At 67.8% G+C, this 25,061-nt stretch carries 16 protein-coding genes and 1 riboswitch; of the genes, 7 read left to right on the top strand and 9 right to left on the bottom strand.

The window, feature by feature from the left end:
- Positions 1-106 precede the first annotated feature (106 nt).
- Complete coding sequence (locus ACW9UL_RS01825) at positions 107-1,696, bottom strand: methyl-accepting chemotaxis protein (RefSeq protein ID WP_457788661.1); 1,590 nt, start codon at positions 1,694-1,696, stop codon at positions 107-109.
- Between the two features lie 150 nt (positions 1,697-1,846).
- A complete protein-coding gene (locus tag ACW9UL_RS01820) occupies positions 1,847-2,233 on the bottom strand; it encodes an MAPEG family protein (RefSeq protein ID WP_021444299.1) in 387 nt (128 codons plus the stop codon).
- Between the two features lie 222 nt (positions 2,234-2,455).
- A riboswitch (S-adenosyl-L-homocysteine riboswitch) is annotated at positions 2,456-2,549 on the top strand.
- A 22-nt stretch (positions 2,550-2,571) separates the two neighbouring features.
- Here ACW9UL_RS01820 and ahcY point away from each other — a divergent pair.
- From ahcY to rhlE2, 5 genes are all read left to right on the top strand, one after another.
- Positions 2,572-3,981, top strand: a complete 1,410-nt coding sequence (ahcY, locus tag ACW9UL_RS01815; RefSeq protein ID WP_457788660.1) for an adenosylhomocysteinase — start codon at positions 2,572-2,574, stop codon at positions 3,979-3,981.
- 107 nt (positions 3,982-4,088) lie between these two features.
- Positions 4,089-4,934, top strand: coding sequence for a methylenetetrahydrofolate reductase [NAD(P)H] (metF, locus tag ACW9UL_RS01810; RefSeq protein ID WP_457788659.1), 846 nt, complete (start codon positions 4,089-4,091; stop codon positions 4,932-4,934).
- Between the two features lie 120 nt (positions 4,935-5,054).
- On the top strand, positions 5,055-6,428 hold the full coding sequence (gene ppnN / locus ACW9UL_RS01805; RefSeq protein ID WP_457788658.1) for a nucleotide 5'-monophosphate nucleosidase PpnN: 1,374 nt from the start codon (positions 5,055-5,057) through the stop codon (positions 6,426-6,428).
- A 51-nt stretch (positions 6,429-6,479) separates the two neighbouring features.
- The gene (locus tag ACW9UL_RS01800; protein WP_457788657.1) at positions 6,480-7,238 is read left to right on the top strand and encodes a substrate-binding periplasmic protein; all 759 of its coding nucleotides are present in this window, start codon (positions 6,480-6,482) and stop codon (positions 7,236-7,238) included.
- Positions 7,239-7,426: 188 nt separating this feature from the next.
- Positions 7,427-9,301: an RNA helicase RhlE2 gene (gene rhlE2, locus ACW9UL_RS01795; RefSeq protein ID WP_457788656.1), complete on the top strand. Its 1,875-nt coding sequence runs from the start codon at positions 7,427-7,429 to the stop codon at positions 9,299-9,301.
- Positions 9,302-9,428: 127 nt separating this feature from the next.
- Here rhlE2 and ACW9UL_RS01790 read toward each other — a convergent pair whose 3' ends face one another.
- Both ACW9UL_RS01790 and ACW9UL_RS01785 read right to left on the bottom strand, forming a co-directional pair.
- A complete protein-coding gene (locus tag ACW9UL_RS01790; protein ID WP_021443239.1) occupies positions 9,429-10,004 on the bottom strand; it encodes a YceI family protein in 576 nt (191 codons plus the stop codon).
- Positions 10,005-10,071: 67 nt separating this feature from the next.
- Positions 10,072-10,617: a cytochrome b gene (locus ACW9UL_RS01785; protein ID WP_457788655.1), complete on the bottom strand. Its 546-nt coding sequence runs from the start codon at positions 10,615-10,617 to the stop codon at positions 10,072-10,074.
- A 239-nt stretch (positions 10,618-10,856) separates the two neighbouring features.
- Here ACW9UL_RS01785 and ACW9UL_RS01780 point away from each other — a divergent pair, with 239 nt between their 5' ends.
- The gene (locus tag ACW9UL_RS01780) at positions 10,857-12,260 is read left to right on the top strand and encodes an adenosylmethionine--8-amino-7-oxononanoate transaminase (protein WP_457788654.1); all 1,404 of its coding nucleotides are present in this window, start codon (positions 10,857-10,859) and stop codon (positions 12,258-12,260) included.
- A gap of 104 nt (positions 12,261-12,364) precedes the next feature.
- Complete coding sequence (locus ACW9UL_RS01775; protein WP_457788653.1) at positions 12,365-13,084, top strand: 16S rRNA (uracil(1498)-N(3))-methyltransferase; 720 nt, start codon at positions 12,365-12,367, stop codon at positions 13,082-13,084.
- A gap of 176 nt (positions 13,085-13,260) precedes the next feature.
- On the opposite strand, the gene ACW9UL_RS01770 is transcribed toward ACW9UL_RS01775, so the two are convergent.
- From ACW9UL_RS01770 to ACW9UL_RS01750, 5 genes are read right to left on the bottom strand one after another with little or no spacing between them, the layout of a single operon-like run.
- Complete coding sequence (locus ACW9UL_RS01770) at positions 13,261-13,731, bottom strand: chemotaxis protein CheW (RefSeq protein WP_457788652.1); 471 nt, start codon at positions 13,729-13,731, stop codon at positions 13,261-13,263.
- A gap of 10 nt (positions 13,732-13,741) precedes the next feature.
- Positions 13,742-14,761, bottom strand: coding sequence for a chemotaxis protein CheB (locus tag ACW9UL_RS01765; RefSeq protein ID WP_031302923.1), 1,020 nt, complete (start codon positions 14,759-14,761; stop codon positions 13,742-13,744).
- Positions 14,758-22,026 carry an Hpt domain-containing protein gene (locus tag ACW9UL_RS01760; RefSeq protein WP_457788651.1) on the bottom strand — a complete coding sequence of 2,423 codons (7,269 nt, stop codon included), beginning with the start codon at positions 22,024-22,026 and terminating at the stop codon, positions 14,758-14,760. Before ACW9UL_RS01760 ends, ACW9UL_RS01765 begins: the two co-directional genes overlap by 4 nt.
- Before the next feature lie 25 nt (positions 22,027-22,051).
- On the bottom strand, positions 22,052-22,912 hold the full coding sequence (locus ACW9UL_RS01755; protein ID WP_031302685.1) for a protein-glutamate O-methyltransferase: 861 nt from the start codon (positions 22,910-22,912) through the stop codon (positions 22,052-22,054).
- Positions 22,913-22,972: 60 nt separating this feature from the next.
- Positions 22,973-25,009: a methyl-accepting chemotaxis protein gene (locus ACW9UL_RS01750; protein WP_031302686.1), complete on the bottom strand. Its 2,037-nt coding sequence runs from the start codon at positions 25,007-25,009 to the stop codon at positions 22,973-22,975.
- Positions 25,010-25,061 lie beyond the last annotated feature (52 nt).

Genomic DNA, 25,061 nt, shown 5'->3' with positions numbered 1-25,061 from the left:
GCCAGTATCGCCACTCGGCCCGATCAGGCCAAGCGCGGTGTTTTACCGCAGTTGTCGCGCCGCCCGCCGTCCGACGTCGGCAGGCTGCGCCGTGCGCACCAGCTATTCAGGTACGGAAACGATCCAGCTGCTGGTTGAGCTGGCGCACCTCGCCGTGAATCTGCGCGCTGACCTGCACCACGCTTGCGGTCTCCCCCTGGCTGCGTTCGGCCAGGCTGGAGATATGGGTCACGCGCTGGTCGATCTCCTGCGCCACCTGGCTCTGTTGCTCGGCGGCGGTGGCGATCTGCGCGTTCAGCGCGTTGATGCCGTCCACCGCGCCGACTATGGCGTCGAGCACCTCGCTGGCCTGGCGGATATGGCTGAGGTTGTCCTCGGCCAGCTGCGCGCTCTGCTGCATCGCCGTCACCGCATCGCGGGCGCCGCTCTGCAGGCGCTGGATCATCGCCTGGATCTCGCCGGTGGACTGCTGGGTGCGACTGGCCAGGGTGCGCACCTCGTCGGCGACCACGGCGAAACCGCGCCCGGCCTCGCCGGCGCGCGCCGCCTCGATGGCGGCGTTGAGCGCCAGCAGGTTGGTCTGTTCGGCGATCGACCTGATCACCTCGAGCACCTTGCCCACCCCGGTGGTTTCCGCCTCCAGGCGCTGCACCTGGGCGCCGCTGCGTTGCAGCTGGGCGCTCAGCTCGGCGATCTGCGCGGCGCTGCGCTGCACCACCTGCTGGCCGCTCTGCGCGCAGTCGTCGGCGCTGCGCGCCGATTCGGCGGCGTGCGCGGCATGCCGGGCCACCTCGGCCACAGTGGCGCTCATCTCGTTCATCGCCGTGGCCACCTGGTCGAGGTCCTCGTACTGGCGGCGCACGCCGTCGCCGGCCGCCTGCGCCGCGCCGACCACGCTGCCGACGTGTTCGCCGGTGCGCTCGCCGCTGCGCTTGACCTCTGCCAGCAGGCCGCGCACCTGCTCCTGCATGCGGTTGTAGCCGGCGAAGATGCGGCCGATCTCGTTGTCACCCTGGCGCCCGTCCAGGCCGCGGGTGAAGTCGCCGGAGCCGACCCGGGTCAGCGCGCCCTCCACCGCATTGAGGTTGTGCATCAACGGGCGCAGGCCGAACTGGCGGCCGAGCACCACCAGGGCGAGGATGCCCAGCACGCAGCCGAAGGCCAGCCACATCTGCCGCCGCTGGCTGCCCTCGGCGTGCGCCGCCATCAGCCCGACGGCCTGGTTCATCTCGCGCAGCAGCTGCACCGACTGCTGCTCCAGGGCCGCGAGGTCGACCGCCGTGTCGCCGCCGACCAGGCGCTGCAGCTGGCCGCGAAAGCCCTGCCAGAGAGCGCCGACCTTGTTCATCTGCGCCTGCACGTTGGGCTCGGCGATGGCGCTGATATTGCGCGCCGGGTTGCCGGCCAGCAGGTCGCGGTGAGCGCCGTCGAACTGCGCCATGGTCGCTTCCAGGGCGGTCGCCGGCAGCACGCCTTCGCGCAGCAGCAGCGCCTCCTTGGTCATCTTCTGGCTGAGCATGCGCTGCGCACCGGCGACGTTGATGGTCTCCGGCGACACCGACATGCTCAGGTACAGGGCCACCGAGGCGATCACCGCCAGGAGGAACATCAGCGCGTAGGAAAACAGGAACTGCTGATTCAGCGTGCGCAGGCCGATGGCGCAGAGCAGGCGGTCGAACAAGGCGGTGGCGGACATGAGAGGCTCCCTGGCAGACGGCGGGAACCCCCGCCAAATAATCGGGAGCAAGCAAGAAAGTGGCCAGCCGCCAGCAGCCTGACGCCCTGTTTATCGCGGCAAAATGCACCAAAGCGGCGCGCCGACCGAGCGGTCACGCGCCGTTTCGGCTCAGGCCGAGACCACAAACAGGGCGACGATCAGGCCCATGCCGGCGAACCACACCAGCGTACGGATCGGTCCCCAGTCGGCCAGGTAGCAAAGCAAGTACAGCACCCGGCTGAGCACGAAGGCGATCGCCAGTTGATCCAGCAGCCCCTGCGCGGCACCGCCGGCCTGGTGGGCGATGATCACCGCCGCGGCGAACGCCGGGGTCACCTCGAAGCCGTTGAGCTGGGCGTTGTGGGCACGCCTGCGCCAGCCCTGCAGAGCGGCGAGGAAGGCGCGCGGGTCGCTGTTGGCGCGCGGCCCGTAGCCGGCGCCGAGGAACTTGGCGCTGGCGGTGGCCAGGTAGGGCAGGACGATGGCGATCAGCACGCACCAGTAGGCGAGGGTCATGGAGGCTCCGCAGTTCGCTGAGGGAGTGCGCAGCTTGGGCCGCCCGCGGGCCGGGCGTCCATGACCCGGCCGGGACAAGTCGACGGCGATCCGGCCAATGCGTCGGCGGCAACGGCCAGCGGCGCCGCGCAAAGACCGACGGAAAGCCTTGGGCTGCACGCCGCACGCGGCTATAATCCGCCAGCTTCACGCAGCCGGCACCGCTCCGGCCGCTCCCGCCACCCGTCCGAGGGGCGCTGCAGCAAATCCGCCAGGTGCGGACTTTGTCAGGCTCGGATGGGGCGTTAACCATACGCATCAACGGCGCCCATTCGCAGACAACGAATGGAGAACTCATCATGAGCGCTGTACTGACGCCTGCCGGTTTTACCGACTACAAGGTCGCCGACATTTCCCTGGCCGACTGGGGCCGCAAAGAGCTGATCATCGCCGAATCCGAGATGCCGGCGCTGATGGGCCTGCGCCGCAAGTACGCCGCCAGCCAGCCGCTCAAGGGCGCGAAGATCATCGGCTGCATCCACATGACCATCCAGACCGGCGTGCTGATCGAGACCCTGATCGCCCTCGGTGCCGAGGTGCGCTGGTCGAGCTGCAACATCTTCTCCACCCAGGACCAGGCCGCTGCCGCCATCGCCGCCGCCGGCATCCCGGTGTTCGCCTGGAAGGGCGAGACCGAGCAGGAGTACGAGTGGTGCATCGAGCAGACCATCCTCAAGGACGGTAAGCCGTGGGACGCCAACATGGTGCTGGACGACGGCGGCGACCTGACCGAAATCCTGCACAAGAAATACCCGCAGATGCTCGAGCGCATCCACGGCGTCACCGAGGAAACCACCACCGGCGTGCACCGCCTGCTCGACATGCTCAAGGCCGGCACCCTGAAAGTCCCGGCGATCAACGTCAACGACGCGGTGACCAAGAGCAAGAACGACAACAAGTACGGCTGCCGCCACAGTCTCAACGACGCCATCAAGCGCGGCACCGACCACCTGCTGTCCGGCAAGCAGGCGCTGGTGATCGGCTACGGCGACGTGGGCAAGGGCTCGGCGCAGTCGCTGCGTCAGGAAGGCATGATCGTCAAGGTCTCCGAGATCGATCCGATCTGCGCCATGCAGGCCTGCATGGACGGCTTCGAGCTGGTCTCGCCGTACAAGAACGGCCTCAACGACGGCACCGAGGCCAGCGTCGACGCCGCGCTGCTGGGCAAGATCGACCTGATCGTCACCACCACCGGCAACGTCAACGTGTGCGACGCGGGCATGCTCAAGGCGCTGAAGAAGCGCGCCGTGGTGTGCAACATCGGCCACTTCGATAATGAAATTGATACGGCCTTCATGCGCAAGAATTGGGCGTGGGAAGAGGTCAAACCGCAGGTGCACAAGATCCACCGCACCGGCGCCGGCACTTTCGATCCGGCCAACGACGACTACCTGATCCTGCTGGCCGAAGGCCGCCTGGTGAACCTGGGCAATGCCACCGGCCACCCGAGCCGGATCATGGACGGCTCCTTCGCCAACCAAGTGCTGGCGCAGATCTTCCTGTTCGAGCAGAAGTTCGCCGACCTCTCCCCGGAGAAGAAAGCCGAGCGCCTGACCGTGGAAGTGCTGCCGAAGAAGCTCGACGAAGAAGTGGCGCTGGAGATGGTCAAGGGCTTCGGCGGCGTGGTCACCCGCCTGACCCCGCAGCAGGCCGAGTACATCGGCGTCACCGTGGAAGGCCCGTTCAAGCCGGACGCCTACCGCTACTAAGCAGCACCAGGCGTAGGGTGGGCAGGCCGGCGAGCGGCCTGCCCACCTGCTCGAGCATGACGGTGGACAAGCTGCGCCTGTCCGCCCTACACACGTGGAAACTCCGTATGAGCCAAGAACGCCGCTACAGCTTCGAGTTCTTCCCCACCAAGACCGAAGCCGGGCACGAAAAACTGATGAACGTGGCGCGCCAGCTGGCCAGCTACAACCCCGACTTCTTCTCCTGCACCTACGGCGCCGGCGGCTCCACCCGCGACCGCACGCTGAACACCGTGCTGCAGCTCGACGGCGAGGTGAAGGTGCCCACCGCGCCGCACCTGTCCTGCGTCGGCGACAGCAAGGCCGAGCTGCGCGAGCTGCTGACCCTGTACAAGACCGCCGGGATCAAGCGCATCGTCGCCCTGCGCGGCGATCTGCCGTCGGGCATGGGCATGGCCAGCGGCGAGCTGCGCTACGCCAACGAGCTGGTCGGCTTCATCCGCGAGGAAACCGGCGAGCACTTCCATATCGAGATCGCCGCCTACCCGGAGATGCACCCGCAGGCGCGCAATTTCGAGGACGATATCGCCAACTTCGTGCGCAAGGCCAAGGCCGGCGCCGACAGCGCGATCACCCAGTACTTCTTCAACGCCGACAGCTACTTCTACTTCGTCGAGCGCGTGCAGAAACTGGGCGTGGATATCCCGGTGGTGCCGGGCATCATGCCGATCACCAACTACAGCAAGCTGGCGCGCTTCTCCGACGCCTGCGGCGCGGAGATCCCACGCTGGGTGCGCAAGCAGCTGGAAGCCTACGGCGACGACATCGAGAGCATCCAGGCCTTCGGCGAACAGGTGATCAGCGAGATGTGCGAACGCCTGCTGCAAGGCGGCGCACCGGGGCTGCACTTCTACACCCTGAACCAGGCCGACCCCAGCCTGGCGATCTGGAACAACCTCAAGCTGCCACGCTGAGGCCCGCCGCCCGAGCCGGCGCCGTTGCTGGGCGCCGGCTTGCCGGCGATACGCCGTTCGCCGGCGCCTCCACGACGCTCTTTGCGCGCCACACCCCGCTTTCCGAAGGACCGCCCCGCCATGCAGAAACGCCCGAGAATCAACGCCTCCGTCAGCCCCAAGGGCAGCCTGGAAACCCTGTCGCAGCGCGAAGTGCAGCAGCTGCGCGAGACCGGCTCCGGCAGTGTCTACCGCCTGTTCCGCCAGTGCGCGCTGGCGATCCTCAACACCGGCTCGCACAGCGACAACGCCAAGACCATCCTCGAGGCCTACCCGGACTTCGAGGTGCATATCCACCAGCAGGATCGCGGCATCCGCCTGGAACTGGTCAACGCCCCGGCGGACGCCTTCGTCGACGGCGAGATGATCGCCAGCACCCGCGAGATGCTGTTCAGCGCCCTGCGCGACATCGTCTACACGCAGAGCGAGCTGGAGAACAAGCGCATCGACCTGGACAGCTCCGAAGGCATCACCGACTACGTCTTCCACCTGCTGCGCAACGCACGCACCCTGCGCAGCGGCGTCGAGCCGAAGATGGTGGTGTGCTGGGGCGGCCACTCGATCAGCACCGACGAGTACAAGTACACCAAGAAGGTCGGCCACGAGCTGGGCCTGCGCGGCCTGGACATCTGCACCGGCTGCGGCCCGGGGGTGATGAAGGGGCCGATGAAGGGCGCCACCATCAGCCACGCCAAGCAGCGCAACCTGGGCGGGCGCTATCTGGGCCTGACCGAGCCGGGGATCATCGCCGCCGAGGCACCCAACCCCATCGTCAACGAACTGGTGATCCTGCCGGACATCGAGAAGCGCCTGGAGGCCTTCGTCCGCGTCGGCCACGGCATCATCATCTTCCCCGGCGGCGCCGGCACCGCCGAAGAGCTTCTCTATCTGCTCGGCATCCTCACCCACCCGGACAACCGCGACCTGCCCTTCCCGGTGATCATCACCGGGCCGAAGACCGCCGCCACCTATCTGCAGCAGCTGCACGAGTTCATCGGCGAGACCCTCGGCGAAGCCGCCCAGCAGCGCTATCGGATGATCTTCAACGACCCCGCCGAGGTGGCCCGCGAGATGGCCGCCGGGATCAAGGCGGTGCGCCAGTTCCGCCGCGAGCGCAACGACGCCTTCCACTTCAACTGGCTGCTGAAGATCGACGAAAGCTTCCAGCGCCCGTTCGAACCGACCCACGCCAACATGGCCGGACTCAAGCTGACCCGCCAGCAGCCGCTGCACGAACTGGCGGCCAACCTGCGCCGCGCCTTCTCCGGCATAGTCGCCGGCAACGTCAAGGAGAACGGCATCCGCCTGATCGAGCAGCACGGCCCCTACGAGATCCGTGGCGAGACGAACATCATGCGCCCGCTGGATCGCCTGCTGCAGGCCTTCGTCGAGCAGCACCGGATGAAGCTGCCGGGCGGCAGCGCCTATGAGCCCTGCTACCGGGTGGTCGACTGACCCGCGCCGCCGGCGCTTTCGCGGCGCCGGCAAAATCGTTAATCTGGCGCAATGCCAGTATTCCAGCGCCAGATTTTCGCCATCCTCCTGCTCTGCGGCCTCGCCTTCGAGGCTCGCGGCGAGACGCTGCGCCTGGTCACCGAGGCCTGGGCGCCCTACGTCTACCAGGAGGGCGACCAGCCCGCCGGCCTCGACTACGAGATCAGCCGCGAGGTGCTGCGCCGCCTGGGCGTCGAGCTGGAGCTGCAGTTCATGCCCTGGAAGCGCTGCCTGCTGGCGCTGGAGCAGGGCCAGGCCGACGGCATCCTCGACATCTTCCATCTGCCCGAGCGCGAGGCGCAGATGCTGTTCGTCGACGAGACGCTGAGCGAGGTCGAGCTGGTGCTGTTCTTCGCCCGCAAACGCCCCTACCCCTACCGGCGCCTGGAGGATCTGCAGGACCTGGTGATCGGCATCTCGCCAGGCTACTGGTACAACGACGAGGCCTTTCGCAGCTCGCCGCTGTTCAGCCGCGAAGAGGCGCCGACCCACGAGGCCAACCTCGGCAAGCTGGTGCGCCAGCGCGTCGATCTGGTGGTCAACGATCGCCGCGCCGGCCTCTACCTGACCGCCCAGCTGGGCCTGCAGGAGCAGGTCGACTACCACCGCAAGCCCATCGGCCACGACCGCCTGTACCTGGCCCTGCGCCGCGACCCGGCGCTGCAGCGTCTGGCCGCCGAGTTCGCCGGCGAACTGCGCCGCTTCAAGCGCGAGCCAGCCTACGCCCGCCTGCAGGCACGCTACGCCGCCCCCGCACCGTCCAGGCCGTGAACCAACCGACAGGCTGGTGACTACGCAAACCGCTCGCTCTGTTATACTCGGGCCTTCCCGCCAGGCTTGCGCCCGGATGCTAGCCCCCTAGAGGCCAGCAGTACCGGACGGGATCATGCTTCCCACGCGTGATTCAAGCCAGGCTCTACACCCCCAGGGCCACGCCCTCACTTAGTACAGGATTGCCCATGTCCTTTGCCTCCCTCGGTCTCTCCGAGGCTCTAGTCCGTGCGGTCGAGTCCGCCGGCTACACCCAGCCCACTCCGGTGCAACAGCGGGCCATTCCCGCCGTGTTGCAAGGTCGCGATCTCATGGTGGCGGCCCAGACGGGTACAGGTAAGACGGGCGGTTTCGCCCTGCCGATCCTCGAACGCCTGTTTCCGGGCGGTCATCCGGATCGCGAACAACGTCACGGCCCGAAACAGCCGCGCGTGCTGGTGCTGACCCCCACTCGCGAACTGGCCGCCCAGGTGCATGACAGCTTCAAGGTCTATGCCCGCGATTTGAAATTCGTCAGCGCCTGCATCTTCGGCGGCGTTGGCATGAACCCGCAGGTCCAGGCCCTGGCCAAGGGTGTCGACGTGCTGGTGGCCTGCCCCGGTCGCCTGCTCGACCTGGCCAATCAGAAAGCCATCGACCTGTCTCATGTCGAAATCCTCGTGCTCGACGAAGCCGACCGCATGCTCGACATGGGTTTCATCCACGACGTGAAGAAGGTGCTGGCCAAGCTGCCGGCGCAGCGCCAGAACCTGCTGTTCTCGGCGACCTTCTCCAAGGACATCACCGACCTGGCCGGCAAGCTGCTGCACAACCCCGAGCGCATCGAGGTGACGCCGCCGAACACCACGGTCGAGCGTATCGAACAGCGCGTGTTCCATCTGCCCTCCAGCCACAAGCGCGCCCTGCTCGCCCACCTGATCACCCAGGGCGCCTGGGAACAGGTGCTGGTGTTCACCCGCACCAAGCACGGCGCCAACCGCCTGGCCGAATACCTCGACAAGCACGGCCTGCCGGCCGCCGCGATCCACGGCAACAAGAGCCAGAACGCGCGCACCAAGGCCCTGGCCGACTTCAAGGCCAACCAGGTACGCATCCTGGTGGCCACCGATATCGCCGCCCGCGGCCTGGATATCGACCAACTGCCGCACGTGGTCAACTTCGAGCTGCCCAACGTCGAGGAAGATTACGTGCACCGCATCGGCCGCACCGGCCGCGCCGGGCGTAGCGGCGAGGCGATCTCGCTGGTGGCGCCGGACGAGGAGAAGCTGCTCAAGAGCATCGAGCGGATGACCAAGCAGAAGATCCCCGACGGCGACCTGATGGGCTTCGATGCCAGCACCGTCGAGGCCGAGCGCCCGGAAACCCGCGAACCGCGCCAGCCGCGCGGGCAGAAGCAGCCCAAGGCGCAGAACGCCCAGGGCGGCGACAAGCCCAAGGGCGAGCGCCATGGCGTCGGCCGCAAGGACAAGGGCAAGGACAGCGGCAAGGAGCACAAGAGCAAGCCTCAGCAACAGGGCCAGAACCGTCGCGGCCAGGCGCCGCGCGGCAGCAGCCAGGCGGCCGCCGCCCCGGCCATTCCGCCGTTGCCTCCGGACCGCGCGCCGGACGAGTTCCGCGACGACGAGATCGACAACTTCGGCAACCGCGTCGACTACGTCAGCCCGATCCAGAACAAACCCCAGGGCCGCGGCCGTCGCTCCGGCGGCGGCGCTCCCGGCAACGGCGCGCCCCAGGGCCAGCGTCCGGCCAACAAGGGTCCGCGCAACAACGCCAATGGCGCCGGCAAGGGCCGTCGTCAGGGCGGCGGTCAGGCGGCGCAGGGCCGCAATGGTGCGGGCCGTGGTCGCCCGGCGCACGACGGCCGCATCACCTCGCTCGATCGCGACGAGCTGCCGCGTTCGGAAGCCCTGGTGCGCAACCCGCGCGAGAAGCAACCGGTGATCGTGCACAAGGGCTCGCGCCTGGATCGCTTCCCGACCCCGGAGCAACTCGACGAGCTGGCCAACAGCAGCCGCCCGCGTGGCGAGAAGCCGGCCCTGCTGACGCGCAACCGCGAAGAGTAGGCCAAGGCCGCCAACAAAAACGCCGCCCCATGGGGCGGCGTTTTTGTTTCTGCCAGAACGTACCCCGGATGCAAGCCGGGGGCAGGGAATGGCTGACCCCGGATCACATCCGGGCTACCCCCTGCGGTTACTGGCGGATACCTTCGATGGAGAGGATCAGCTCGACGGTCTCGGACGCCGGGCCGAGGTCCATGGCGATATCGAAGTCCTTCAGCTTCAGCGTGGTGCTGCCCTCGAAACCGGCACGGTAGCCGCCCCAGGGGTCGGAGCCTTCGCCGATGAACTTGGCGGCGATCACCACCGGCTTGGTCACGCCGTTGAGGGTCAGGTTGCCGCTGATGTCGGCGGTGCCTTCGCCGGTGGACTTCACCGAGGTGGACTCGAAGGTCGCGGTCGGGTGCTTGCCGACACTGAGGAAGTCGTCGCTGCGGATATGCTTGTCGCGCTCGGCATGGTTGGTGTCGACGCTGGCGGTGTTGAGGGTGACGCTGACGGTGCTCGCCTCGGGATTGGCGGCGTCGAAGCTGAACTTGCCGTCGAAATCCTTGAAGGTGCCGTACAGCCAGCTGTAGCCCAGGTGGCTGATCTTGAAGTTGACGAAGGCGTGCTGGCCTTTCTTGTCGATGGCGTAGTCGGCGGCCAGGGCCTGGCCACCGATCAGGGCGCTGCCCAGGGCCAGGGCGACGAGGGTTTTCTTCAACATGGGTGAATCTCCTGCTGAGGTTGAGCGAAGGGCGCGGCTCGAGGCCCACGCCGGAAGGAACGACGAATCAACGGCCGAACATGCGCAGCAAGGTGCTGTCGCGGTCGATGAAATGGTGTTTCAGCGCGGCCAGGGCATGCACCCCGGCGAGCAGCACCAGGCCCCAGGCCAGGTACTCGTGCACCAGGCCGGCGACATCCTCCTGCTGCGGCAGGCCGGTAAGCGTCGCCGGCACCGCGAACAGGCCGAACACCTCGATGGCGCGACCGTCGGCGGTGGAAATCAGGTAGCCGGAAAGCATCAGCACGAACAAGCCGAGGTAGAGCAGGCGGTGACCCAGCTTGGAGGCCAGGCGGGTGGCCCGGTCGTGGCTGGCCAGGGCCGCCGGCGGCGGGCTCAGCCAACGCCACAGCATGCGCAGCAGCATCAGCGCGAACAGCGTGATGCCGATGCTCTTGTGCAGCTCGGGGGCGCGCTGGCGCCAGGGGTCGTAGTAACCCAGCTCCATCATCCACAGGCCCAGGCCGAACAGGCCGAAGACGGCCAGGGCCACCAGCCAGTGCAGCAGCACGCTGACCAGGCCGTAACGGGAGGGGGTGTTGCGCCACTGCATGGGAAGGCTTCCGTAGACGAGAGGTTGAGCAAGACTAGCGACAAAACTATCGATTTAAAGCGAAAAATTTCGCTATGAAATATCGAGAAATACGATATTTGCACGGTGGATTTCCGACCAGCCAGCTTAGTCCAACACCGCCACCCTGAAGTTGTCGGCAGGCGCCAAGCGGCAGCTGGGGGCGGATCGACGGCTGCGCCTTCTGGTAGGCTGTGCCGCTGAAGATTGGGAGATGCGCCATGAGCTTGAACGACCAGTGGATGCAGCGCGACCTTAACGTGCTGTGGCACCCCTGCACCCAGATGAAGGACCACGAGCGCCTGCCGCTGATTCCGATCCGTTCCGGCTCCGGGGTCTGGCTGGAGGACTTCGACGGCAAACGCTACCTGGACGCGGTCAGCTCCTGGTGGGTCAACGTGTTCGGCCACCGCAACCCGCGGATCAACGCGCGCATCCGCGAGCAGCTGGACAGCCTCGAACACGTGATGCTCGCCGGTTTCACCCACGCGCCTGCGGTCGAGCTGTCCGAGCGCCTGGTGCAGATCACCCCGCCCGGCCTGGCCAAGGTGTTCTACGCCGACAACGGCTCCTCGGGCATCGAAGTGGCGCTGAAGATGAGCCACCACTACTGGATCAACAACGGCCAGCCCGGCAAGAAACGCTTCGTCACCCTGACCAACAGCTACCACGGCGAGACGGTGGCGGCGATGTCGGTGGGCGACGTGGCGCTGTTCACCGACACCTACAAGGCGCTGCTGCTCGACACCCTCAAGGTGCCGAGCCCGGACTGTTACCTGCGCCCGGAGGGCATGGGCTGGGAAGAACATTCGCGGACCATGTTCGCGGCCATGGAACAGATCCTGGCCGAGCATGCCCACGAGGTCGCCGCGGTGATAGTCGAGCCGCTGATCCAGGGCGCCGGCGGCATGCGCATGTACCACCCGGTCTACCTCAAGCTGCTGCGCGAGGCCTGCGACCGTTACGGCGTGCACCTGATCCACGACGAGATCGCCGTCGGCTTCGGCCGCACCGGCACGATGTTCGCCTGCGAACAGGCCGGCATCACCCCGGACTTCCTGGTGCTGTCCAAGGCGCTGACCGGCGGCTACCTGCCGATGGCCGCGGTGCTCACCAGCAACGAGGTCTACGCCGCCTTCTACGATGACTACGCCACCCTGCGCGCCTTCCTCCACTCGCACACCTACACCGGCAACCCGCTGGCCTGTGCCGCGGCCCTGGCGACCCTGGACATCTTCCGCGATGACGATGTCATCGAGAAGAACAAGGCCCTGGCCGCGCGCATGGCCAGCGCCACCGAGCATCTCAAGGATCATCCGCATGTCGCCGAGGTGCGCCAGACCGGCATGGCCCTGGCCATCGAGATGGTCGCCGACAAGGCGAGCAAGACCGCCTACCCCTGGCAGCAGCGCCGCGGCCTGGCGGTGTACCAGCACGCCCTGAGTCGCGGCGCCCTGCTGCGCCCGCTGGGCAGCGTGGTGTACTTCCTGCCGCCCTACGTGATCAGCCCGGAACAGATCGACTTTCTCGCCGAGGTGGCCAGCGAGGGCATCGATATCGCCACCCGCGAAACCGTCAGCGTGGCGGTGGACAACCGCTATCCCGGGCATCGCGATCCGGGCTGATAGCGGCGGCAAGCTGCACGCGACGAGCCACAAGTAAAAGCTGCGAGGGCAAGGACCGGTGCTTTAAGCTTGCAGCTTTCCACTTGTCGCCTGCAGCTGCCCCTATGCGCCTATCCCGTTTCTTTATCGATGCCCCCCTGTCCCTCGGCCAGCACGAGCTGCCCGAGGCCCAGGCCCACTATATCGCCCGCGTGCTGCGGCATACCGCGGGCGACGCGGTGCAGCTATTCGACGGCAGCGGCCGCGAGTACCAGGGCGAACTGATCGAGGTGGGCAAGAAGGCGGTGCGCGTGGAGCTGCGCGAGGCGTTCGACGGCCTAGCCGAATCGCCGCTGCGCATCCACCTGGGCCAGGGTCTGTCGCGCGGCGAACGCATGGACTGGGCGATCCAGAAGGCCACCGAACTGGGCGCGACGGAGATCACCCCGATCGTCTCGGAGCGCTGCGAGGTGCGCCTGAAGGACGAACGCGCCGACAAGCGCCTGGCCCACTGGCGCCAGGTGGCGATCAGCGCCTGCGAGCAGTGCGGCCGCTCGGTGCTGCCGGTGATTCATGCGCCGCAGGAGCTGGGCGCCTGGCTCGGCGCGGTCGAAGCCGAACTCAAGCTGGTGCTGCACCCGGTGGCCGAGCCCTGGGCCGGCCATGCGCCGCCGCGCTCGCTGGCGTTTCTGATCGGTCCGGAAGGCGGCCTCGGCGAGGCGGAGGTGGCCCAGGCCAAGGCGGCCAACTTCCACGCCGCACGCCTCGGACCACGGGTGCTGCGCACCGAGACCGCACCCGTGGTAGCGCTGGCCGTGGCGCAGCAGCTGTGGGGGGATCTGTAGGGTGGATGCAGTGCGGGGCATCCTGGCACGCCTGCACTGCTACAGGCGTGGCCGCAGCTAGGTAGGTTGGCGCTGAGCGCAGCGAAGCCCAACAGGAAACCCGAAAGGCTGCGCTCGGCAATCCCTGGCGTACCACAATCCACCGTTGGGCTTCGTCGCACGCTCCTCAACCCAACCTACAGCAGCCCGGCGTCTTCCAGCAGTTGCTCCAGGCCGATCAGATCGGGGATGCGCACCACGTCCTCGCCGACCCGCGCCGCGCCCAGTTCAAGCGGCGCCAGCACGACATCGGCGGCCGCCAGGTCGCTGGCGACCTTCAGCGAGCGCGGGATGCCCTGCACCAGCAGGGCGATGAACTTGACCTTGGGCCGGCCGCCCAGGGCGTTGAGCACCGCCACCCGCGCGCCGCCGGCAATCTGCGCCTGGCCGCCGCTGGCGGCCTCGAAGGACAGCAGCGGCAGGCGCAGGTCGCGCCAGGCGATCTGGCCGAGGAACCAGGCCGGCATGCCTTCGCTGACCTGCGGCGCGCGGTAGGGAATCAACTCGGCCACCGCCACGTTGGGCAGCAGCAGGGTGCGGTCGGCCAGGGGCACCAGCAGACCGGTCAGGTTGGCGGCGCTGTTCTGGGCGGCGACGGCTTGGCTCATTGAAACGTCCTCAACTGCAGTGTTCGGCGAGGTGGTTGACCAGCGCCACGGCCAGCTCGCGCGGGTCGGCGCTGAAGCTGCTATAGCCGCCCTCGCGCAGACTGTCGGGCATGCTCGGGCTGGCGCAGCTGTCGCCGCGCTGGGTCCAGATCAGGCCGCCCTGGCGCTTGACGTAGGCCGCCGCGGCGCTGCCGTCGCTGCCCATGCCGCTGAAGGCGATCACCCCGCACTGGGCGCCGAACTGCTGCGCCAGGTTGAGCATCATCTGGTCGATGGACGGGCTGTAGGGCTCGGGCCAGCCGCGTTCGGCGATCTGCATCGCGCCGTCCTCGGCGAAACCCAGCTCGTGCTGGATCGGCGCCACCACCACCTCGCCGCAACGTACCGGGTCGCCCTGGCGCGCCGGGTTGACGTGCCACTGGCTGTGCCGGCCGACCGCCTGCGGCAACGCGGTTTCGAAGCTGGCATCGATATGCTGGGCATAGACGAAGCCGATCGGCAGGCCGCCGGGCAACGCATCGAGGAACGCCTTGACCGCCGCCGGGCCGCCCAGCGAGGCCGCCAGCAGCCAGACCTGGCGCGCCGGCTCGCCAGCCTTGAACGGCGTGTCGGCCAAGGCCTGCGGCAATTCCAGGCGCGCTGGACGCTGCGTTTCGTCGAGCAGCGCCTGCAGGCTCGGGCCCACCGCCTGGGTCGGATCACCGACCAGGCGCTTGAGCTTGCCGAACAGGCTGCGCTCCCAACGCGGGTAGTTCTCCGAATGGCGTTCGGGGGCGTGCCCCTCGCCGAACAGCACCGGTGCGCTGGCGCGCTCCAGCAGACTGTCGACCAGCGGCGAGTCTTCCGACTGGGCCAGGTCCACCAGCCACAGGTCGGTGTCGCAGGCGGCCAGCGCCGCCTCGTCGAGGCGTGCCGGGTCGCTGTTGAGCACCACCTGGTAGCCGCCACCGGCCAGCGCCTGCTGCAGCACGTGGCGCTGCAAGGAGGTGTCGGCGATCACTGCAATACGTGCCGCGGATTTGTCTGTCATGTCCGTTTGATCCGGTGGCTATCCACCAACTGAGCGATGGTGTCGAGCAGCAAGGACTCCTGATAGGGCTTGCCGAGGTACTGGTTGACGCCGATGGCCATGGCCCGCTCGCGGTGCTTCTCGCCGGTACGCGAGGTGATCATGATGATCGGCAGGTCCTTCAGGCGCTCGTCGTGGCGCACCAGGGTGGCCACCTCGAAGCCGTCCATGCGCGGCATCTCGATGTCCAGCAGCATGATGTCGGGCTTGTGCTCCTGCAGCTGGGCGATGGCGTCCACACCGTCCTTGGCGGTCATCACGTTCATGCCGTTGCGCTCGAGCAGGCGGCTGGTGACCTTGCGCACGGTGACCGAATCGTCCACCACCATCACCAACGGCGGCCGGTCGACTTCCACTTCCTCGCTGATCGCCACCTGGCGCGAGGCCAGACGCGGGGTCAGCTGGCTCTGCAGGTGCGCATGCAGCACGCGGATGGTCGCCAGCAGATCGAGAATCACCACCACCCGGCCGTCGCCGAGGATGGTCGCGCCGGAGATGCCGTGTACGCCGGCGAACTGCGGGCCGAGGCTCTTCACCACGATTTCGCGCGAGCCGGCCAGGCTGTCCACCTGCACCGCCACGGCGTGCTCGCTGGAGCGCACCAGGATCACCGGCAGCGGCAGGCTCTGGCCCACCAGCTTGGGCTGCTGACCGTTGTTCAGCAGGTCGCCCAGGTACTTCAGTTCGTAGGCCTGCCCGGCGTACTCGAAGCGCGGCGCATCCGGCGCGTAGTAGGCCTCCAGCTCGTAGGGCGAAACCCGCACGATGCCTTCGATGGTGTTCAGCGGGATGGCGTACAGGTCCTCGCCGGAGAGCACCATCAGCGCGCGGTTGACCGACACGGTGAACGGCAGGCGGATGGTGAAACGGGTGCCCTGGCCGACGACCGAGTCGATGCTCATCGAGCCGCCGAGCTGCTTGACCTCCGAATGCACCACGTCCATGCCGACGCCGCGGCCGGAAATCTGGGTGACCTTCTCGGCGGTGGAGAAACCGGCCTCGAGGATGAACTGGAGGATCTCGTGGTCGGTCAGGTCGCTGTCGGCATCCATCATGCCGCGTTCGATGGCCTTGCGCCGCACCGCGTCGAGGCGGATGCCGCCGCCGTCGTCGTCGAGGGTGAGGACGATGTCGCCGCCCTCGCGGCCGAGGTTGAGGCGGATGGTGCCGGTTTCCAGCTTGCCGACGTCGCGGCGCACGGCAGTGGGCTCGATGCCATGGTCGACGGCGTTGCGCAGCATGTGCTCCAGCGGCGCGACGATGCGTTCGAGCACGGTGCGGTCCATTTCCCCGTCGGCGTTGCCGACGACGAACTCGACCTGCTTGCCCAGCTCGCCGGCCACCTGGCGGACGATACGGCGCAGTCGCGGCACCAGGCGGTCGAACGGCACCATGCGGGTGCGCATCAGGCCTTCCTGCAGCTCGGTGTTGACCCGCGCCTGCTGCAGCAGCAGGGTTTCCGCGTCGCGGTTCTTCGCCGCCAGGGTTTCCTTCAGGTCGAGCAGGTCGGAGGCCGACTCGAACAGCGCCCGCGACAGCTGTTGCAGCTGCGAGTGGCGGTCCATCTCCAGCGGATCGAAGTCCTCGTAACCGGCACGCTCGGCCTCGGCCTGGTAACGGCTGAGGATTTGCGCCTGGGTCTCGGTATCGAGGCGGCGCAGCTGGTCGCGCACGCGGTCGATGGTGGCTTCCATCTCGCTCAGGGTGAAACTGACGTCGCTGACCTGCTGTTCGACCCGACCGCGGAAGATCGAGGTCTCGCCGGCCAGGTTGACCAGGCCTTCGAGCAGGTCGGCCGGCACCTTGACCAGTTCCTGCGGGGCGCGACGGGACGCGGCCTCGGCCGCCGCCTCGGCGGCGCGGCGCACGAACGGCAGCACCTTGGGCGCCTGCACCTGGCTCGGTAACTCGCTGGCGGCGACTATCGGGACGACCAGTTGGGCGCCCAGCTTAGGGACGACCAGTTGGCCGGCCGGTTGCGGCGCGCCCAGGCTCGGCGCTGCCGGCTCGGGCTGGGCGACCAGCGGCGGCTCGGCCAGGCTGGCGCTAAGGCGCTGGCGCAACAGATCGAGTTCCTTCTGCAGCCCCTCGAAACCGGACTGCAGGTCGAGCAGCAGGCTCTCGGGCCAGGGTGCGCCCTGCTGCAGCGCCTCGCTCAGGTGCTGCTCGAGATCGTGGCTCATGTCGCCCAGTCGCTTCTGCCCGGCCAGCCGCGCACCGCCCTTGAGGGTGTGCAGGATGCGCAGCATCTCGTCGATGGCGGCGCCGTCGTCGCGCTGTTCTTCCCAGCGGCCGATGGCCGCCTCCATCGCCTCGAGCAGGTCGTCGCCCTCTTCGAGGAAGATGTCGAGGATGTCGCTGTCGGCCTCCTCGCCGTCCTCGCTCTCGACGAAGGCCTTGAGCTGGACCGCAGACGGCATGCTCAGCTGCTCGTCGGGGTTGGCGCGAAAGCGCTTGATGGTCTCGATCAGGGCGTCGCCCGGCGGCACCGCACGCTGGCCGCGCACCGCCTCGAGCATCTCGGCCAGGCGGTCGTGACAGGCCTGCAGCAGGCCGAACAGCTCGGGGCTGGCACGCAGACGACCGCCGCCCAAGCCTTCGTAGAGAAATTCCAGTTCGTGGGCCAGGTCGCCGATCTCGCGGATTTCGGCCATGCGCGCACCGCCCTTGAGGGTGTGCAAGTCGCGCTGCAGGGCTTCCAGCTCCAGGCTGTTGTCGACGTCGGCCATCCAGCGCTGCAGGGCGGCGCCGGCGCTGTCGATGATGTCGAAGCCTTCCTCGAGGAAGATTTCCACCAGCTCCGGGTCGCGCTCCTCGTGCCAGCTGGTCGGCGCCGCCGCCTGCGGCTCGGGGTCGGCCGGTACCGGCAGCTCCGGCGTGGGCTCGTCGACTGCCGGCGACGCCTGATCGAGCGGCGCTTCGGTGGGATCATCGAGCACCAGCAGGTCTTCGTCTTCGACCAGAGCCAGCGGCGGCAGCTCGCCGGCATCCAGATCCAGTTCGAGCGGTTCGGCGGCCTGAGCCGCCTCCTCGTCCAGGGCCGGATCGGCCAGGGTCGCCGCGGCCGACAGGCTCTGCGCGCCGCCCTGGCGGAACTGGCGGATGGCCTGGATCAGGTCTTCGCCGGCCGCCAGCGGCTGGCGCGCCTGCAGCTGATCGAGCATCAGCGCCAGGCGGTCGTGGCTCTGCTGCAGCAGGCCGCCCAGGGCCGCGCCGTAGTTGTAGCGGCGGTCGACCAGGCCTTCGTAGAGCGATTCCAGCTCGTGGCCGAGGTCGCCGATCGGGCGGATCGCGGCCATCCGCGCGCCGCCCTTGAGGGTGTGCAGGTCGCGCTGCAGGGACGACAGCGGCAGGGTGTTGTCCGGTTCGCCGAGCCAGCGCTCCAGGGCCTGGCCGGCGCTTTCGAGGATATCCACCGCCTCTTCGAGGAAGATTTCCACCATCTCCTCGTCGAGGTCGGCATCGGCCGGGCTGAAGCTGGCTTCGGCTTCGGCTTCGGCTTCGGGCTCGGGCTCGGGCTCGGCAATGCTGTCCTCGGGCAGCTCGAACGCGGCGAACTCCGCGCCCGACGCCTGCGGCTCCGGCTGTTCCTCAGCCTGCAGCAGTTCGGCCGTGGCCTGGTCCAGCTCGATGACTTCGAAACCCTCGGCGCCGGGGGCGAGCAGGGCCAGGGTGGCTGGGTCGATGGCTTCGCCGAGCAGGTCGCGCAGCGCCTGCACACGCTCGGGCTGGGCGCTGACCTGCAGCGCCGCGGCAACCTGATCCATCATGCCGATCAGCGCTTCGTGGGCCTTTTCCGCCTCGTCGAAGAAGCGTTCGCTGACCGCCAGGCTGCCCTCCTCGACCGCGCCATAGAGGTCCAGCAGGGCCTCGCACAGCTCGTCGATCTGCGGCAGCTCGGCCATCTCGGCGCCTCGGCCGAGAGTGGTCAGCTCTTCCAGCAGGGCGGACAGCTCCTGGCGCTCGGAGGGATGCTCGCGCCACTTGCGCAGCAGGTCCTCGGCGTCCAGCAGGATATCCATGCCTTCGGCCAGGAAGATGCCGATCAGCTGCGGGTCGCGACTTTCGCCACTCTGCCCGAGGCGTTCGCCTTCGGCAGCGTCGAGGCGCTCCTGATGCAGCTTGTGGACCCGGGCGAGGAAGTCCTCGGCACCGGCAATCGGCGCCAGCGGCTGGCTTTCCAGCTGCTCCAGGGCGGCGCGGAACAGCTTCTCGGCGCGGCTGAGCAGCTCGGCCTCGGCCATGTCGACGCGGATCAGGTTGGTCTTGAACTCCTTGACCAACTTCTCCAGCGGCGCGGCGATCTCCGCCACCGGCAGGATGCCGGCCATATAGGCGCTGCCCTTGAGGGTGTGCAGGGCGCGCTGCAGGTCGTCGGTCACCGGCTGCGGCAGCTCCTGCGCGCAGTCGGCGAGAAAGCCGACCAGGGTGTCCAGATGGGTTTCTGCCTCGTTGCGGAAGATTTCCAGCAACTGCGGGTCGAGGGGCTCGCCATCGAGCGGCTCGCTCTCCTCCACGGCGGCGGTAGCCTCGACAGCGCCCGCGGGCTCGGCTACCTGCTCGGCGGCCGGGGCGTCAGATTTTGGGAGGCTGTGGCCCTTGGCCAGGGCATGCGCGGTGGCGGCCAGCCGGTCGACGTCGTCGCGCTGGCGCTGCGCCTTGGCGGCGAACTCCTCGACCAGCGCCGGCATCAGCGCCACCACGTCGAGCACCACCTGCTGCACCGGCTCGCTCGGCGCAATGCTGCGATCCAGCACACGGTTGAGCAGGTTCTCGATGGACCAGCCCAGCTCGCCGATGATCAGCGCGCGGACCATGCGCCCGCTGCCCTTGAGGGTGTGGAAGGCACGCCGCACTTCGATCAGGGCGTCCTTGTTCTCGGTATCGGCCTGCCACTGCGGCAGGTATTCGGCGATGGTTTCCAGCACCTCGCCGACTTCTTCGATAAAGACTTCCAGCAGCTCTTCGTCCACCGGCTCCTCGTCGGCCGGCGGCGGCAGCAGGCTCGGCGGCACCTCGGCGGCCGGCGGGTTGATCGCCTGCACCGGCGCGGCCATCACGTCGGCCATCGACAGCGGCTTGGCAAGGTCCTCCACCTCGATCAGCGGCGCCGGCGCGGGGGCGCTGGGCAGCTCGACCTCGGGCAGTTCCAGTTCGGCCAGTTCCAGCTCGTCCCACTGCTGCGGGGCGGACAGCTGCTCCAGGCTCAGCTCTTCCAGTTCCAGCTCGTGCTCGGGCTCGGCGGCGAGGCCCTGCGGGCCGTCGTCCAGTTCGAAGGCGAAATCGTTGAGCGGCTGCAGCTCCTCCAGTTGCGGCTCGGCCGCGGCCTCGAAGGGCTGCTGGTCGGCGTCGGCCTGCTCGGCCAGGTCGAACTCCGGCGCGAAGGACGACTCCTGCGCGGCGGCGACCGGCTCGCTGTCGGCCAGGGGTTGCTCCAGCTGGCTGTCCTCGGCGCCGAGCAGCTCGATGTCCTGCAGCGGGTCGGCCAGCGGCGCCAGCGACTCCTCCTGCGGCTCGACACGATCGAGGATCGACGGCTTTTCCTTGAGCGGATAGCCCAGCGCTTCCAGGCTCTCCTCGGCCACGTCGAGAATCAGGTCGCCCTGGCTGCCGTGGTCCTCGGACAGGCGCTCGAGGTAGTACTCGACGCTGGTGATGGCGTCGGCTAGGGTGTCCAGGCTCTGCCAGTTGGGCACGGCCTTGCGCGCCAGCAGCTGTTCCTGGATATAGCGGTTGCAGGCGTTGAGCAGGTCGGCGGCGCGCTGCAGCGGGATCATCGCCAGGCCGCCACGGACCTGGGTGAGCAGCTCGGGCACGCGCGCCAGGTGCTCGTGGTTCCACTGCGAGGCGATGAACTCGATGATCGCGTCCTTGGCCTGCTCCAGGCCGTTGCGCGCCTCTTTAATGACAAGCTGATGGATCTGCGCCACGTCGGTGGTGGGCAGGTGGCTCTGTTCGCTCTGCCCGTCGTCGCTCGGGCCGACCATGCCGGCCAGGGTCGCCTCGACGTACAGCAGGGCGCCGGCGACGTCCATCAGCACCGCGTCGCTGGGCTCGCGCTGGCCGAGGGAGAGGCCGTGGATCACGTCGATCTGATCGAGGATGACCTTGCGCGGCTGGCCGAAGCCGAGCACCGCCAGGGTATCGGCGATCTGCTTGAGCGGCGCCAGCAGGCCGTCCAGCTCGCCGGCCTGGCTGCGGTCGCTGCGCACGAACAGGTCGAGGCTGTCCTTGACCCGCACCAGCTCCTCGCACAGGGCGGCGACCACCGAGCGCATGGCGTCGCGGTCGGGGCCGGCCAGGCGGGCGCGTTCCTCGTCCACCACCTCGTTGTCGGGCAGGGCTTCGTCGAGGCGGTACTGTTCCTTCAGCGCGCGGATGCGCGGCGACTGCGCCGGCGCCTTGGCCACGTAGAACAGCAGGTTCTTGGTCAGCTCGTCCGGCGCGGCCTGGTTGATGCCGTCGGCGCCCTGCTCGACCAGGCGCTTGAGCTCCTTGTCGACCTGGCGCAGCAGGGTGCGCACCGAGGTGCCGTTGACCACGCTGCCGTTGGCCAGGCCCTCGACCATGCCGGAGGCGATCTGCCACAGGCCGCCCAGCGGGGCGTCCTTGCACAGGGTTTCCAGGCGGGCGAACACGCGCGCCATGTAGCCGAGGTTAGTGGCCAGGTCCTGGCCGCGGATCACCCCGACCAGGGCCATCTGCAGCATCTGCCGCAGCTTGCGCAGCAGCACCGGCAGCTCGGCGGTGCGCAGCCGCGCCAGGCTGTCGGATGGCAGCGCCGGCTGACGCACCGACATGTCCGGGGCGAACAGGCTGGTTTCCGACAGCAGCTTCTCGCCGCGCGCGGCGCGCAGGTCGTTGAGCAGCGGCAACACCACCATCGGCAGGTCGCGGCGAGCGGTCTGGATGCGGTCGAGGTACACCGGCAGCTGCAGGATGGCCTGCATCAGCACTTCCAGGGCTTCGCCCTGGTTGGCCACGCGACCTTCCATCAGCGCCTTGGCCAGCTGCTCCATTTCCTCGGCGAGCAGCGCGGCGCCGTAGAACTCGACCATCTGCAAGGTGCCGTGGACCTGGTGCACATAGGTCAGGCAGAAACGCATGCGCGTGGGGTCCTGCGGGTTCTCGACGAACGCCTCCAGGGCCTGCCGCGCCTGCTTCAGGGTTTCCGCGATCTCGCCTTTGACCCACTCCAGGGCGACATAGTCATGCCGATCACCCATAGCCACTCCACTCATAAACTTGGCCTTATCCCTTGCGGGTAAACGCCAGGACTCGCTCGTCGGCCACCGGCACCAGCGCCGGATGCTGCCAACCGGCTACTTCGCCCACGCCCACCACCAGCAGCCCCCCAGGTGCCAGGCTCTCGGCCAGGCGGTTGAGGATGTCGCGGCGACGCCAGCGGCGGAAATAGATCAGCAAGTTCTGACAGAAAATCACGTCCATGCCGGACATCGGCGCCTTGGCCAGTTCCAGCACATTGAGCTTGGCGCAGCACACGCGCGCCGCCAGACTCGGCACCACCTTGAAACGTCCGTCGGCCTGGGCGAGGAAATAACGCTCGCGCAGGTCGCCGTTCACCTGTTCCAGACGCCGCGCCGAGTAACTGCCCTCGCGGGCCTTGCTCAGCGCGCCCTGGCTGATATCCGTGCCGGTCACGGCAAAATGCTCGGGCGACTCGCTGCCCTGCAGCGCTTCGGCCGCCAGGATCGCCAGCGAATAAGGCTCCTCGCCGCTGGAACAACCCACGCTCCACAGCTCCCAGGGCCGCGTCAGGCCGGCGGCCAGTCGCTCCTGCAGGTATTGCGCCAGCACCTCGAAGGACGGCGGGTGGCGGAAGAAGCGGGTTTCCTGCACGGTCAGACGATCCAGCAGGGTCGACCACTCCACCGCGCCACGCGGGCCGTCGGTGACCTGGCGGTAATAGCTGGCGTAGTCCGTGACGCCCAGTTCGCGCATGCGCGCACTCAGGTTGGTTTGCAGGAAGGCGCGCCGCTGCTCGCTGATCACCACGCCGGTGCGCGCTTCGAGCAGCGCCTGCCAGTCGTGGAAGTCGGCTTGCGACATATCGGCCACCGGGCGCAAGGCCCACACGCCGCTTGACTGCATACCTTCGCCCTGAGTCATGGCTGTCGTGCGGCGACTGCAAGCAGCCGCCGCCCTCCTTTATCAGGCGTCCGGGAGGGTGAAGCCGGACACCGACTTGCGCATCTCACTGGCCATCTTGGCCAGGTTACCGATGCTCTTGGCGGTGGCGGTGGTACCCGAAGACGTCTGCGAGGTGATTTCCTGGATCACGTTCATGGTGTTGGAAATATGGCCGGCCGAAGAGGCCTGCTGACGAGCGGCGTTGGAGATGTTCTGGATCAGCGCCGCGAGGGTCTTGGATACCTTCTCGATCTCTTCCAGGGCCACCCCGGCGTCCTGCGCCAGGCGGGCACCGCGCACCACTTCGGAGGTCGTCTGCTCCATGGAGATAACGGCCTCGTTGGTGTCGGTCTGAATGGTCTTGACCAGCGCCTCGATCTGCTTGGTCGCCGCCGAGGAACGTTCCGCGAGGCGTTGTACCTCGTCCGCTACCACGGCGAAGCCGCGGCCCGCATCACCGGCCATGGACGCCTGGATCGCGGCGTTCAGGGCGAGGATGTTGGTCTGGTCGGCAATGTCGTTGATCAGGCTGACGATGTCACCGATCTCCTGGGACGATTCACCGAGGCGCTTGATCCGCTTCGAGGTGTCCTGGATCTGCTCACGGATGTTATCCATGCCGGTGATGGTGTTGTGTACGACCTCGTTGCCCTTGTTGGCGATGGCTACGGAACGTTCCGCTACCGCGGAGGATTCCGAGGCGTTCGCCGATACCTGGTCGATCGACACGGCCATTTCGTTGATCGCCGCGGAGGCGCCGGCGATTTCCTGGGCCTGGTGCTCGGACGCCTCGGCCAGGTGCATCGCCGTGGCCTGGGTTTCCTGGGCCGCACCGGCGACCTGAACGGCGGTCAGGTTGATGGTGGCCACCAGGTCGCGCAGCTGGTCGATGGAGTAGTTGATGGAGTCGGCGATGGCACCGGTGAAGTCCTCGGTTACCGTCGCGGCCACGGTCAGGTCACCGTCGGCGAGGTCGGCGATTTCGTCGAGCAGACGCAGAATCGCCGCCTGGTTACGTTCGTTCTTCTCCGCGGTCTCGGCCAATCGGCGGTTGGTCTCGCGCACCATCACCAGGCCGATGAGGATGATCGAACCCAGCGCCAGGGCGCCCAGCACATAGCCGAACAGGGTGTTGATGGCACGGCCCGAGGCCAGGTCTTCGAAGCCGCCGGCCAGCTCGGACGCCTTGTCCAGCAGAGTCTGCGACACGCTGAAGATGGCGTTCGCCGACTCACGCACCTGGAACAGTTCCGGCGAGGTCTCGAGAATCTCGTCCACCGAACCGGAAACGAATTCGAACAGCTCGGAAATCTCGGCCAGACGCTCGAGGGCTTCCTCGTCGGTCACCTGGCTGATTTCCATCGCCGCGTTGCCTTCGAGCATGGCGGCCAGTACCCGGCCGAACAGGCTGGCGTCGCGACCGAACATGTCGGCGGCCTGCACCGAGTCTTCGTCACCGGCCAGCACCTTGTTCACCGAGCCGAGGATACGTTCGGCCAGCAGCGACTGGCGCTGGGCCACCGAGACCTGGGCCGCCGGCGCACCGCTTTCCAGCAGGATGTCGACCACTTCCTCGTACTCGACCTGCAGCTGCGGAATGGTTTCCGCCAGGGTGGCGGCTACCTGGTGCAGCGACAGTACGGTCTGCTCGCTGGCGAGAATGGCGTCGGTATTCTGCCGCAGGCTGTCCCAGTCCTGCTGCACCGCGGCCATCTGCGCCTGCACCGCTTCCGGTGCCGGCGGCAGGCCGGTGCTGGCGTCGCCGTCGGTCAGATAACCCCAGCGCTGCTGGAAGTCGTTGCGCGCGTCGCGCAGCAGGCCGAAGGCCTCGGCGGTACCCGCCGCCGCTTCCGTGGCGTTCTTGGCGATACGCTGGGACAGTACGCGCAGCTCACCGGAGTGACTGATGTACTCGGTATCGTAGTTGGACTGGGTGTTGATGTAGGCGAAGTTCGCGAACAACAGCACGATGGAGACGATCAGCACGACGAACAGCGCCGCGATCAGCGTGCTGCTGCGTGCCCCGACCAACAAATTGCCTGCATTGAGTTTTTTCATTATCTGGCCCCCGCCTGGACCGACCGCACTACGGTTCCCATGTAACGCCAAA

The sequence above is a fragment of the Pseudomonas sp. PL-6 genome, assembly GCF_054110165.1.
Note: the sequence above shows the minus strand (reverse complement) of the source record. Positions and strands in the feature narration are given on the sequence as shown.